The following is a 12,093-nucleotide window of genomic DNA, read 5'->3' as shown; positions in this document are numbered from 1 at the left end:
CTCAGGCGTTCGACGCCTGGACTTTGCCCGCCTGCAATCGCTTGCACGCGGGCAAAGTCGCTATATGATGGCTGGCCGGTCATTGCGGCCGGATTCCCGCCATTTGAAAAAATCGGAAGCCTTCATGCCCATTTTGAATGTCCAGATCCTGCAAGGCCACTCGGCCGCTCAGAAGGCCGCGCTGTTGAAGGCCGTTTCCAACGCCGTGGTGGAGAGCATCGCCGCGCCGTTGCCCAGCGTGCGCATCGTGTTGCAGGAAGTGCCTGCTGAAAACGTGATCGTGGCCGGCGAAATCGGCAAACGCATGGTACGCGTGGACGCGGCGCTGATCGAGGGCCGTGACGAAGCGAAAAAAGCTGCGCTGATTGCCGCGGTGAACCAGGCCGTATGCACCAGCATCGACATTTCGGGCGAAGACGTGCGGGTGCTGATCCGCGACGTGCCCAAAGTCGACATGGGGGTGGCCAACGGCATCAGCGCCAAGGCGGCCGGCCGCTGAACCGGGGCAGGGGCGAGGCCACGCCCGCCCGCTGCCTGTCCGTCCGCTGTTCGATTTACTGCATCTTCAGGCCCAGTTCGGCCACGAATCGCTTCTCTTCGGCCACCTGCCGGACCGCGTATTCCGTATAGGCCTTGCTATCCATCAGCATGTGGGGTTGATCCGCATTTTCCAGCGCGCGGTTGTAGTCGGCATCGCGCGACGCGCGGTGGAACGCCTGCTGCAGCACGGCCACCACCTTGGGGTCCATGCCCTTGGGGCCGGCGATGCCCACCGGATTGGACGCGACGATGGGATAGCCCAGTTCGGTCAGCGTCGGCACATCCGGCACGCGCTTGGCGCGCGCATCGCCCATGACGGCCAGCAGGCGCGCCTTGCCGGTGTCGATCATCGGCCCCCAGCCCGCATCCGACACCATCTGGATATGGCCGCCCAGCAGCGCGGTCGTTTCTTCGGCTGCGCCCTTGTAGGGAATGAAGTTGAACTTCACGTCCGTCAGTCGCGACAGGCGCTCGATGGCGATGCGGCCGGAGCCGCCCGTGCCGGTGCCGCCGTAGCTGATCTTCTCGGGGTTCGCGCGCGCCTCCGCGATCAATTCATCCAGCGATTTCCACGGCGCGTCCTGGCGCACGACGATGCCGTAGGAGTAGGCCGTCATGCAGGCTACATAGGTGAAATCCGTGAGCGGGTCGTAGTTCACCGCTTGCAGGAACGGGTAGCGGAACAGCGTGCCCACCACCACCGACACCGTGTAGCCGTCGGGCGCGGCGGTCTGGGCCATCGCGGCCGGCCCCAAGGTGCCGCCTGCGCCTGGGCGGTTGGCGATGATGACGGTCTGCCCCAGTTCGCGCGAGGCGGCCACCGCCAGTGCGCGCATCTGCGTATCCGTCGCGCCGCCTGCCGGAAAGGGCACGATCAGCGTGACCGGGCGCGTGGGGAAGGCGGCGGCGCGTGCAGGGCGGGCAAGCGCCAGGGCGGCGGGCAGGGCCAGCCCAAGCTTGAGCAGGCTGCGGCGGGTGGGCAAGGCGATGCTGCGATGATGATCGGTCATGGTTGTCTCCGTCCTGGTTTTCATGGACGCGGCGGGTTCAACGCCGCGCCTGACGCATCGGCCGTATGTGCCTACCGCGCGACGCCGCGTCCGGTCAGGCTGGCGATGCGGGCGTCGTCGTAACCGGCCTCGCGCAGGATCTGATCGGTATGTTCGCCAGGCAGCGGCGCCTGGCGGTGAATGGCGAACTGGAATCCCGTCATCTTCACGGGGCTGGCGATATGCGCGCCCGCCCCGTAGGCGGGATGCTCGGCGCGCTGTACCATGCCGCGCGCGGCGTATTGCGGATGCGCCAGGCTTTCAGACAGTTTCAGCACGGGCGACACGCAGCAGTCGGCGCCCTCCAGCCTATCCATCCAATGCGCCAGCGGCTGCGCGCCGAACAGGCGCTGCAGTTCGTCTTTGACATAGGCCTGCTGCGTGGCGCCACCTTCGCGATGCAGGGGCAGTAGGTCAGGGCGTTCCAGGCGACGGCACAAGGTGTCCCAGAATTTCGGTTCCAGGGCGGCCACGGCCAGATAGCGCCCGTCTTGCGTGCGGTACTGGCCGTAGCAGGCCAGCGCGCCCGACAGGCTGTCGGCGCCCGCCGGCCGCGTATCGCCCAGGGCATTGAGCGTGGCCAGCGGCACGACCGCCCCGGCCAGCAGGCCGTCGGCGATGGCGATGTCTACATAGCGTCCGTGGCCGGTGCGTTGCGCGTCGACCAGCGCCGCCAGAATGCCCATCACGGCGGTCAACGAGCCGCCCAGGATATCGGCCACGGGCAGGTTGGACAGTGCCGGCTGGTCGGCCCCGCATCCCATCTGATCGGCCATGCCGGCATGGGCGGAGTAGTTCAAGTCGTGGCCGGCGGCGTCGCGTTGCGGGCCGTCCTGGCCGTAACCGGTGATGCTGCAATACACCAATCGGGGATTGTGCTGCGACAGCGTCGGATAATCGGCCTTCAGCCGAGCCGCGACGCCGGGCCGGAAGCTCTCGATGACGACGTCGGCGTTGCGCGCCAGGGCGGCCAGCGCGGCCTGTCCTTCGGGATGCTTCAAATCCAGGCGCAGGCCGCGCTTGTTGCGGTTGCACACGGCGCGCAACGCGGGCGGGGCATAGTCGCCCCCCTGCGTGTCTTCGATCTTGACGACGTCGGCGCCCAGGTCGGCCAGGTACTGCGCGCCCAGCGGGCCGGGCAGCAAGCGCGACAGGTCCAGGATCCTGATGCCCGCAAGCGGGGCGGTGTTCGGCGTATCCAAAGAGGGACTCCGGTAAATACGAAGAGGTGGCCGGCCAGGCGGGAAAACCAGTCTAGGCGCGGCTTTGCGGCCAACCAATGGCGAAATCGCTGATTCCGCTTGGCGGGAATGCTCACGCCGGGCATTCCGCGCGGCAGGGCCTTTGGCTACCATCGACGCTGTCGGTGTCTGCCCAGCCGTTGGAATACGCCATGACTCATCACACCATCGCCGTGGGGCATATCGCCCAGATCCTGCAAGGCGCACGCAGCCGGGGCGTGGACGTGGACCGCGTCCTGGTGCGCGCCGACGTGCCGCCTGCCCTGCTGCAGGCGCCGATGGCGCGCGTGTCGCAGGCGCAATTCGCGCAGATCCTGAGGATGCTGCGTCGCGCCACGCGCGACGATTTCCTGGCGTTGGGGCAGCATCCCGTGCCCATGGGCGCCTTCGCCCACGCCTGCCGGCTGGCCTTGCAGGAAGCCACGGTGGGGCAGGCGTTGCGGGCGGCGTTCCGCTATTACCACGGTGTGCTGCGCGACTTCACCGCGCGGCTATGCGTCAGCGGCGAATCCGCGCACATCGTGCTGGATTCGCGCGGCGAGCGCCGGGGCACGCAATGGTATGGCGAACGCACTTTTCTGTTCTTCACGCTGGGCGTGGCCAACTGGCTGGCTGCCCGGCGGATTCCCGTGTCGGGCGTGGACTACAACGAGGGCGAGCGCAGCGTCGACGCGCACAGGGTGTTCCATGCGCCCGTGCGTTACGGGCAACCGGTGTCGGGCCTATGGCTGGAATCGCGCTGGCTGGCGCTGCCGGTGGTCCAGGACGCGCAGGCGTTGAAGGCGTTCCTGGCGAACGCGCCGTTCGACTTGCTGGTGAAGTACCAGGACCGCGCCACGCTCACTGACCGCATCCGCCGGCTGCTGCGCAACGACTTGTCCGCCGAGTTGCCGTCGTTGGCGCAGATCAGCGCGCAGCTGTCGATGACGCCGCAAACCCTCAGACGGCATCTACGGGAAGAGGGCCAGGGATTCCAGGTGCTGAAAGACGACCTGCGCCGCGACGCGGCGGTGGAATACCTGGGCCGGCACGACCTGTCCCTGATGGATATCGCGGAACGGCTGGGCTTTTCCGAATCCAGCACTTTCCACCGGGCGTTCAAGAAATGGACCGGCGTATCGCCTGGCGAATACCGCCGCAACCGCCTGGTGTGCGGCCCCGCCTGCCTGTCGTCCGCCGCTGACACTTTCCGCCAATCCGTTTGACGCCTGCGGCCATTGCCGCTTGCCGCGCCTGGCGGGAAGCTATGGGCTCGGCAACGGTCGGGCGCGGCGCGTCTGGCTGGACAGGACAGCGGGCCACAGAGACCGCGTGCCGCAGGAGACAAAGCCATGTATCTGACGCAAGGCCTGCATCGTGCAAGCCGGTTGTATCCCGCCAAGATCGCGTTGCGTGAAGGCGCGCAGCGCTGGACGTATCCCGAATTGCTGGCCTGGGTGGCGCGCAAGGCCGCGGTGTTGCGCGACCACGGCGTGCAGCCAGGCGATCGCGTCGCCTTGCTGGGCGCCAATAGCGCGGCCTATGTGCCGTGGATGCTGGCGTGCTGGTGGCTGGGCGCGGCGATCCAGCCCTTGAACACCCGTTGGAGCGGCGCCGAGCTGACGCAAGGGCTGGCCGACGGTGCCCCGCGCCTGTTGCTGGTGGATGAGGCGCTGGCGCCACGCATGGCCGATGTGGCCCCGCCGGCATCGACTTGCGTGCTGCCCATGCCGCCGCTGGAAGCCGTGGCCGCCACCGCCCGCGCGTCGATCGACGACCTGCGCGCGGGCGGCGATACGCTGGCCGCCATCCTCTATACGGGCGGCACCACGGGTTTTCCCAAGGGCGCGATGCTGACGCACGCGAACTTGTGGAGCGCCGGCGTCGCCCGGCTGGCCACCGTGCCAACCGACGCGGACAGCTGCGTGCTGCTGGTGGCGCCGCTGTTCCATGTGGCGGGGCTGGGGCGATTGATGGGCCAGTTCCTGGCGGGCGCGTCCGTCGTGATGCAGCGCGGCTTCAACCCCAGGGCGGCGTTGCAGTCTTTGCAGGACGACGGCGTCACCGAGGTGTTGCTGGTGCCCAGCATGATCCAGATGCTGTTGGATGAACCCGGGTTTTCCGACTACCGGTTGGACGGCGTGCAGCGCGTCATCTGGGGCGCGTCGCCGATTTCGCCGGCGCTGCTGGCCCGCGCCCTGGCCGCGTTTCCGCAAGCGGAATTCGTGCACGCCTATGGCATGACGGAAACCTCGGCCATGGTGGCGATCAATGCCGATGTGCGCCAAGGCGGCCCGCGCGCCATGTCCGCCGGACGGCCCGCCGTAGGCGTGGAAGTGCGCATCCTGACGCCTGATGGGCAGGAGGCCGCGGCCGGCCAGGTCGGCGAGCTGGCGGTGCGCGGCCCCATGGTGATCTCGGGCTATTGGAACCTGCCCGAAGAGACCACCCGCGCCTTCGCCGATGGCTGGTTGTTGACGGGCGACGCTGCACGGCTGGACGACGCGGGCTACCTGACCGTTGTCGACCGCTTGAAAGACATGATCGTCAGCGGCGGTGAAAACGTCTATGCCGCTGAAGTCGAGGCCGTGCTGGCGCAGCACGCGGCGGTGGCGCGCTGCGCGGTGATCGGCGTGGCACACGAGCGCTGGGGCGAAGCGGTGCATGCGGTGATCGTCGCGCGTGCCGGCCACGCGCCTGACGCCGACGCGCTGCACGCCCATTGCCGTCGATGGCTGGCCACCTACAAATGCCCCAAGAGCTTTGAATTCCGCGACGACCTTCCCCTGTCCGCCGCGGGCAAGGTATTGAAGTCCGTGCTACGGCAGGGCCATGAATCCCCGCGTGCGGCCCAGGCCGCGACGCCCCTTCAGGAGAAGCAGGCATGAATCGAAAAGTATGGGTGGCCGGTGTCGGCATGATCCCCTTCAGCAAGCCCGGCGCAAGCGAACCCTATTCCGTCATGGGCATGCGCGCCGTGCGCGAAGCCTTGAAGGATGCCGGCGCGCCCTATGACGCCGTGCAGCAGGCCTATGCGGGCTACGTCTATGGCGACTCCACGTCCGGCCAGGCGGTGGTGTACGGCGTGGGGCTGACGGGCATTCCCGTCTTCAATGTGAACAACAACTGCGCCAGCGGATCCTCGGCATTGTTTCTGGCTCGCCAGGCCGTGGAAAGCGGCGCGGTGGAATGCGCGCTGGCGGTGGGCTTCGAGCAGATGGTGCCGGGCGCGCTCAAAGGAGTGTACGAGGACCGCCCATCGCCTTTGTCGGAATTCGTGTCGTCCATGACCGATATCCAGGGCTATGACACGGCCAAGCCGCGCGCTGCGCAGTTCTTCGGCGGCGCGGGGCGCGACTACATGAAGGAACACGGCATCCGCCCCGATACGTTCGCGCGCATTTCGGTCAAGGCGCGCCAGCACGCGGCGCGCAATCCGTATGCGGTGTTCCGTCAGACGGTCACGTTGGACGAAGTGCTGGCCGCGCCCATGATCTTCGATCCCTTGACTCGCTTGCAATGCTGCCCGCCGACCTGCGGCGCGGCGGCAGCCATCTTGTGTTCGGAGGACTTCGCGCGCCGCCACGGCTTGTCGCCGGCGGTAAGGATCGCCGCGCAGGCCATGACGACCGATACGCCGTCGACATTCGGCGAGGGCGACATGCGCAAGCTTGTGGGCTACGACATGACGCGCGCCGCGGCCGACCAGGTGTATGCGGCCGCAGGCGTCGATCCGGCCGATGTGGATGTGGTGGAACTGCACGACTGCTTCACGGCCAACGAACTGATCACCTATGAAGGCTTGCGACTGACGGCTGAAGGCACCGCCGAGCAGTTTATCGTCGATGGCGAGAACACCTATGGGGGCCGTGTGGTGACCAATCCGTCGGGCGGCTTGCTGTCCAAGGGCCATCCGCTGGGCGCGACCGGGCTGGCGCAATGCGCGGAGCTGGTCTGGCAACTGCGCGGCCAGGCGGATCTGCGCCAGGTGGATGGCGCGCGGCTGGCGCTTCAGCACAACCTGGGGCTGGGCGGCGCCTGCGTCGTCACGCTGTACCAGGCCACCTGAGGAGACCGCCATGCTGGATACCCGACATATCGGCGCGGCGCTGCCTGCATTCACCACGACGGTGGAAGCGGGGCGGCTGCGGTTCTTCGCCAAGGCGACGGGGCAAGACGATCCCATCTACGCCGACGAGGCCGCCGCGCGCGCCGCCGGCCATCCCGCCTTGCCCGTGCCCCCGACTTTCTTCTTCTGCCTGGAAATGGACAGCCCGCGTCCCGCCGCCCTGCGCGAGCTGCTGGGTATCGACATCGGCCGGGTGCTGCATGGCGAACAGGGCTTTACGTATCACGCCATGGCGCATGCGGGCGATGTGCTGCGCTTCGAGCCGCGCATCACCGACATCTACGCGAAGAAGGGCGGTGCGCTGGAGTTCGTGGTGCGTGAAACGAGAGTGACTGGCGCATCGGGAACGCTGGTGGCCGAACTGCGCGCCGTCACCGTCGTGCGCAACGGATGAGGAGAGCACGTTGAACGCCAACCGATATCAAGACGCCCGGGCGGGCGATGCGCTGCCCGCTTTCACGGCAGGCCCCGTCAGCCGGCATGCGCTGGCGCTGTACTGTGGCGCCTCGGGCGACCACAACCCCATTCACGTGGACCTGGACTTTGCCCGGTCGGCCGGCATGGACGACGTGTTCGCGCACGGCATGCTGTCGGCGGCCTATCTGGCGCGTCTGCTGACGACCTGGGCGCCGCAGTCGGCGCTGCGTGAATTCGCCGTGCGCTTCGTGGCCATCACGCACGTGGGCGACGAAGTTCGCTGCACCGGCCAGGTCGTCGAGCGCTTCGAGGCGGGCGGCGAAACCCGCTTGCGGATCGAACTCAATGCGCGCAGCCAGACGGGCGAACTCAGATTGAGCGGCGTGGCGGTGTTGGCCGCGCTTTGAATACGGAACAGGAGAGAGACGATGGGAACGCTTGAAGGAAAGGTTGCACTGGTATCGGGGTCGGGGCGCGGCATTGGCCAGGAAATCGCGCTGAAGTTGGCACGCGAAGGCGCCAAGGTCGTTGTCAATGATCTGGACGCCGGCCCTGCCGAAGCCACGGTGGCCACGATCCGCCAGATGGGCGGATACGCGCAGGCCTGCGTGGGCAGCGTGACGGAATCCGGATTTGCCGAGCGCTTCGTCGGGACAGCGGTGAACACGTTCGGCGGGCTGGACATCATCGTTAACAACGCCGGCTACACCTGGGATAACGTGATCCAGAAAATGACCGACGAGCAGTGGGATGAGATCCTGGCGGTGCATTTGTCCGCTCCTTTCCGCATCCTGCGCGCCGCGTCCGGCTTTATCCGCGAAGCCGCCAAGGCCGAGGCGGCGCAGGGACGCGAGGTGTTCCGCAAGGTCGTGAACATTTCATCCACGTCGGGCGTGATGGGCAACGCAGGCCAGGCGAATTACGCAGCCGCCAAGGCGGGCATCAACGGGCTGACGCGCGCCTTGGCCAAGGAGTGGGGACGCTACAAAGTCAACGTGAACAGCGTGGCGTTTGGCCTGATCAAGACGCGCCTGACCGAGGCGGCCGCCGATGGCGACGCCACGTTGGATATCCAGGGCCGCCAGATCAAGGTGGGCGTGAATCCGCAGGTGCTGAAGAACGCCGAAAGCCTGATCCCGATCGGCCGCGCCGGCACGCCGGCGGAAGCGGCGGGCGCGGTGTACCTGTTCTGCCTGCCCGAATCCAACTACGTCAGCGGCCAGGTGCTGGTCGTGGGCGGCGGCCGTCCTTGATGTCCGGGGAGAACGCGATGGACACGCCCCGGCAAGGCTGGATGGACGCCGACCTGACGCTATTCCAGGATTCGACGCGCCGCTTGTTCGACAAGGAGTTTGTGCCTGACGAGGAAAAGTGGCGCAAGCAACAGCACGCCGACCGCGAGGTCTGGCACAAGGCGGGCCGCATGGGCCTGCTGTGCGTCAGCATGCCCGAGGCCTATGGCGGCGGGGGCGGCTCCTTCGCCCACGAGGCCATCGTGGCGGCGGAGCAGGCCCGCGCCATGGTCTATGGCTTCAGCAACAACGTGCACAGCGCGATCCTGGCGCACTACATCCTGAACTACGGCACCGAAGCGCAAAAGCAACGCTGGCTGCCCAAGATGGCGACGGGCGAGCTTGTGGGCGCCATCGCGATGAGCGAACCGGGCGCGGGGTCCGACCTGAAGAGCGTGCGCACCACGGCGGTCCGCGACGGCGACGCATATGTGGTCAACGGGTCGAAGACCTTTATCACCAACGGCCTGCATGCCGACCTGGTCTGCGTGGTGGCCAAAACGGACCCGCAGGCCGGTTCGCGCGGGGTGTCGCTGATCATGGTCGAGACCCGGGACCTGCCGGGGTTCCGGCGCGGCCGCCTGTTGGAAAAACTGGGCCAGAAAAGCGGGGATACCGCCGAACTGTTCTTCGATGGGGTGCGCGTCCCTGCCGCCAATGTGCTGGGTGAAGCCGAAGGGCGCGGCTTCACCCAGCTGATGCAGCAACTGCCGCGCGAACGGCTGCTGATCGCCGTGGGGGCGGTGGCGACAATGCGGCGCGCCATCGACGAGACGGTCGCGTACACCCGGACGCGGCAGGTCTTTGGCCAACCGTTGAGCGACATGCAGAACACGCGCTTCAAGCTGGCCGAATGCGAAACCGTGGCGACCATCGCGGCCCGCTTCGTCGACGATTGCATTGCGCGGCAACTGGAGGGGGCGCTTGACCTGTCCACCGCCGCCATGGCGAAGTGGTGGACGACGCAGATGAACTGCCAGGTGATCGATGAGTGCCTGCAATTGCATGGCGGCTATGGCTACATGCTGGAATACCCCATCGCCCGCATGTATGCCGACGCTCGCGTGGGCAAGATCTACGGCGGCTCGAACGAGATCATGAAAGAGATCATCGCCCGCGGCATGGCCGCCTGAGGCGGGGAGACACGAATGCAGCAAGCGCATCATCAATACTGGCCCAAGGGCCTGCCGCATGAGATCAGCCAACCCCAGTCCAGCCTGGTCTTCAACCTGGAGGCCTCGGCCACGCGGTATCCCGGCAAGCCCGCCATCGTGTTCTATGACACGGTGCTGGACTACGCGCGGCTCAAGCGCGAGGTCGACGCGATGGCCGGCTATCTGCAGCACGGCGCCGGCGTGAAGGCGGGCGACCGCGTGCTGCTGTTCAGTCAGAACTGCCCGCAGTTCATCATCGCCTACTACGCCATCCTGCGCGCCGAGGCCGTGGTGGTGCCGGTGAACGCGATGAGCACCCCTGACGAACTGGCGCACTACCTGGAAGACAGCGGCGCCCGCGTGGCGTTCGCGGCACAGGAACTGGCCAGCCGCTTGGCGGGTTTTGTGGACGACGGCCGGCTGGACCGGGTCATCGTTCATGCCTATTCGGATTATCTGGGGCCGGGCGACGGTGATTTGGCGCCCCCGGACTGGATCGCCGCGCCGCGGCGCGCGCCGGATGTCGCGGGCGGCGTGCCGTGGTACGGCGCGCTGGCCGTCAACGCGCCACCCTTGCCGCACAAGGCGAAGGCCGGGGACCTGTGCCTGCTGCCCTACACGTCGGGAACCACCGGCCGCCCCAAGGGGTGCCGGCACACGCACGGCACGCTGGGCGCGGCGGTGACGGGATCGCAGCTGTGGCGGGGCCTGACGGCCGAGGCCGTCATCATGGGGGTGGCGCCCATGTTTCATCTGCTGGGCATGCAGAATTGCATGAACCTGCCGATCTTGCTGGGGGCCACCGTCGTCCTGCTGCCGCGCTGGGACCGCCAGGTGGCGGCGCAATTGATGGCTCGCCACCGGGTCAGCGTTTGGGCCGCGCCACCCGCAATGATCGTGGATTTCTTCGCGCAGCCCGGCATCGAATCGTTCGACTTGTCCAACCTGGCGTTGCTGTGCGGCGGCGGCGCGCCCATGCCCGAAGCGGTGGCGACGATGCTGGCCGAACGCTACGGCATCATCTTCAACGAGGCCTACGGACTGACCGAGACGGCGTCATTCCTGCATTGCAACCCGATGCAGCGCAACAAGCGCCAATGCATCGGCGTGCCGACGTTCGGGGTGGATACGCGGGTGGTGGACCCGTCGACGCTTGCGGAACTGCCGCCCGGCGAGACCGGTGAGCTGGTCACGCGCGGCGCGCAGATCATGCAGGGCTATTGGAACAATCCGGCGGCCGACGCTGACGCGTTCTTCCTGCTGGATGGCGAGCGTTACTTTCGCACCGGCGATTTGGGGCGCGTGGACGAAGACGGCTATTTCTTCGTCACCGACCGTTTGAAGCGCATGATCAACGCGTCGGGCTACAAGGTCTGGCCGGCCGAGGTCGAGAATGCCTTGTATGAGCATCCCGCCGTCCATGAAGCCTGCGTGATTGGCGTACCCGACGTCTGTCGCGGTGAAACGGTCAAGGCGCTGCTGGTGTTGCGTCCCGAAGCGCGCGATAGCGCTCGCGAAGACGAGGTAATCGCCTGGGCGCGCACGCGCATGGCGGCCTACAAGGCACCGCGCATCGTGGAATTCGTTGACTCGCTGCCCAAGTCCAGCACGGGAAAGATCCTCTGGCGCCAGTTGCAGGAGGCGGGGGCTCAGGCCAGTTGATCGGACGTAATGACGTGCATGCCGGGCGATGCGTTGATGGCCGCTTCCAGCATCGCTTGGGCGATCGTGCTGGCAGGGTTGATCCGCCAACGGCGCGGCAGCAGCGGGCCCAGCAGTGTCAGCGTGCCGATGGCCGCGCGTTCACCCAGGCGGAATTCCGTGCGTCGGCCCCCGATCAATCCGGGCTGTACCAGCGTCAGCGAGGCAAAGCCCAGGCCGGCCAGGTCGCGTTCCACTTCGCCCTTGACGCGGTTGTAGAAGAAGCGCGAGGACGCATCGGCGCCGATGGCCGAGTTCAGCACGTAGGCCGGCGTGCCGTGTTGGCGCGCCAGGCGGGCGACGGCCAGCGGGTAGTCGTGGTCGACCTTGCGAAAGGCGGCCTCGGAACCCGCGGCGCGCAGGGTGGTGCCCAGCGTGCAGATCACCGCGTCGGCGCGCCACCAGTCCGCCTCTGGCGGAAGACGGTCGAAGTCGGCCACGGCGCTCAGCAGCTTGGGGTGCGCGGGCAGCGGGCGCCGGGCGATCGAGACCACTTCCGTCACGCGGGGATCGGCCAGCGCCTGGTCCAGCACATGGTGGCCAACCAGGCCGGTCGATCCGATCAGCAGCAGCTTCATTGAAGCGTCCCGA

At 67.3% G+C, this 12,093-nt stretch carries 12 protein-coding genes; 9 read left to right on the top strand and 3 right to left on the bottom strand.

Translation table 11 applies throughout. The features are described 5' to 3' along the window. Window positions 1-124: 124 nt before the first annotated feature. Window positions 125-499, top strand: a complete 375-nt coding sequence (locus HG262_RS18935) for a tautomerase family protein (protein WP_006223500.1) — start codon at window positions 125-127, stop codon at window positions 497-499. Window positions 500-554: 55 nt separating this feature from the next. On the opposite strand, the gene HG262_RS18930 is transcribed toward HG262_RS18935, so the two are convergent. Further along, a complete protein-coding gene (locus tag HG262_RS18930; RefSeq protein WP_169272485.1) occupies window positions 555-1,550 on the bottom strand; it encodes a tripartite tricarboxylate transporter substrate binding protein in 996 nt (331 codons plus the stop codon). A 71-nt stretch (window positions 1,551-1,621) separates the two neighbouring features. Continuing rightward, on the bottom strand, window positions 1,622-2,791 hold the full coding sequence (locus tag HG262_RS18925) for a CaiB/BaiF CoA-transferase family protein (RefSeq protein ID WP_211187524.1): 1,170 nt from the start codon (window positions 2,789-2,791) through the stop codon (window positions 1,622-1,624). Between the two features lie 191 nt (window positions 2,792-2,982). Between HG262_RS18925 and HG262_RS18920 the strand changes: the two genes are divergently transcribed. The 8 genes from HG262_RS18920 (at window position 2,983) to HG262_RS18885 (ending at window position 11,463) form a co-directional block, all read left to right on the top strand. Beyond that, entirely contained in the window at window positions 2,983-4,035 is a 1,053-nt protein-coding gene (locus HG262_RS18920; RefSeq protein WP_169272483.1) for an AraC family transcriptional regulator, read from the top strand. Window positions 4,036-4,161: 126 nt separating this feature from the next. Continuing rightward, window positions 4,162-5,697 carry an AMP-binding protein gene (locus tag HG262_RS18915; protein WP_169272482.1) on the top strand — a complete coding sequence of 512 codons (1,536 nt, stop codon included), beginning with the start codon at window positions 4,162-4,164 and terminating at the stop codon, window positions 5,695-5,697. Next, window positions 5,694-6,878 carry a lipid-transfer protein gene (locus HG262_RS18910; RefSeq protein WP_169272481.1) on the top strand — a complete coding sequence of 395 codons (1,185 nt, stop codon included), beginning with the start codon at window positions 5,694-5,696 and terminating at the stop codon, window positions 6,876-6,878. Before HG262_RS18915 ends, HG262_RS18910 begins: the two co-directional genes overlap by 4 nt. A gap of 10 nt (window positions 6,879-6,888) precedes the next feature. Further along, on the top strand, window positions 6,889-7,332 hold the full coding sequence (locus HG262_RS18905) for a MaoC family dehydratase N-terminal domain-containing protein (RefSeq protein ID WP_169272480.1): 444 nt from the start codon (window positions 6,889-6,891) through the stop codon (window positions 7,330-7,332). 10 nt (window positions 7,333-7,342) lie between these two features. Continuing rightward, entirely contained in the window at window positions 7,343-7,762 is a 420-nt protein-coding gene (locus tag HG262_RS18900) for a MaoC family dehydratase (RefSeq protein ID WP_169272479.1), read from the top strand. Window positions 7,763-7,783: 21 nt separating this feature from the next. Further along, window positions 7,784-8,608 carry an SDR family oxidoreductase gene (locus HG262_RS18895; protein WP_169272478.1) on the top strand — a complete coding sequence of 275 codons (825 nt, stop codon included), beginning with the start codon at window positions 7,784-7,786 and terminating at the stop codon, window positions 8,606-8,608. Between the two features lie 17 nt (window positions 8,609-8,625). Next, the gene (locus HG262_RS18890) at window positions 8,626-9,780 is read left to right on the top strand and encodes an acyl-CoA dehydrogenase family protein (RefSeq protein WP_169272477.1); all 1,155 of its coding nucleotides are present in this window, start codon (window positions 8,626-8,628) and stop codon (window positions 9,778-9,780) included. Between the two features lie 15 nt (window positions 9,781-9,795). Further along, the gene (locus HG262_RS18885) at window positions 9,796-11,463 is read left to right on the top strand and encodes a long-chain fatty acid--CoA ligase (RefSeq protein ID WP_169272476.1); all 1,668 of its coding nucleotides are present in this window, start codon (window positions 9,796-9,798) and stop codon (window positions 11,461-11,463) included. On the opposite strand, the gene HG262_RS18880 is transcribed toward HG262_RS18885, so the two are convergent. Then, window positions 11,451-12,080, bottom strand: a complete 630-nt coding sequence (locus HG262_RS18880; RefSeq protein ID WP_169272475.1) for an NAD-dependent dehydratase — start codon at window positions 12,078-12,080, stop codon at window positions 11,451-11,453. The two genes, HG262_RS18885 and HG262_RS18880, sit on opposite strands and share 13 nt — an antisense overlap. Window positions 12,081-12,093 lie beyond the last annotated feature (13 nt).

It is taken from the genome of Achromobacter sp. Bel, assembly GCF_012928505.1.
In the GTDB taxonomy this organism is placed as follows: domain Bacteria; phylum Pseudomonadota; class Gammaproteobacteria; order Burkholderiales; family Burkholderiaceae_B; genus Achromobacter.
The sequence above is the reverse complement of the archived record's forward strand: the minus strand, read 5'-3'. Positions and strand labels throughout refer to the sequence as shown.

Bases quoted from the DNA above. Each gene is read 5' to 3' on its own strand.
- HG262_RS18895 (WP_169272478.1), top strand. From the start codon at position 7,784: ATGGGAACGCTTGAAGGAAAGGTTGCACTGGTATCGGGGTCGGGGCGC.
- HG262_RS18920 (WP_169272483.1), top strand. From the start codon at position 2,983: ATGACTCATCACACCATCGCCGTGGGGCATATCGCCCAGATCCTGCAA.
- HG262_RS18885 (WP_169272476.1), top strand. From the start codon at position 9,796: ATGCAGCAAGCGCATCATCAATACTGGCCCAAGGGCCTGCCGCATGAG.
- HG262_RS18930 (WP_169272485.1), bottom strand. From the start codon at position 1,550: ATGACCGATCATCATCGCAGCATCGCCTTGCCCACCCGCCGCAGCCTG.
- HG262_RS18935 (WP_006223500.1), top strand. From the start codon at position 125: ATGCCCATTTTGAATGTCCAGATCCTGCAAGGCCACTCGGCCGCTCAG.
- HG262_RS18880 (WP_169272475.1), bottom strand. From the start codon at position 12,080: ATGAAGCTGCTGCTGATCGGATCGACCGGCCTGGTTGGCCACCATGTG.
- HG262_RS18910 (WP_169272481.1), top strand. From the start codon at position 5,694: ATGAATCGAAAAGTATGGGTGGCCGGTGTCGGCATGATCCCCTTCAGC.
- HG262_RS18905 (WP_169272480.1), top strand. From the start codon at position 6,889: ATGCTGGATACCCGACATATCGGCGCGGCGCTGCCTGCATTCACCACG.
- HG262_RS18890 (WP_169272477.1), top strand. From the start codon at position 8,626: ATGGACACGCCCCGGCAAGGCTGGATGGACGCCGACCTGACGCTATTC.
- HG262_RS18915 (WP_169272482.1), top strand. From the start codon at position 4,162: ATGTATCTGACGCAAGGCCTGCATCGTGCAAGCCGGTTGTATCCCGCC.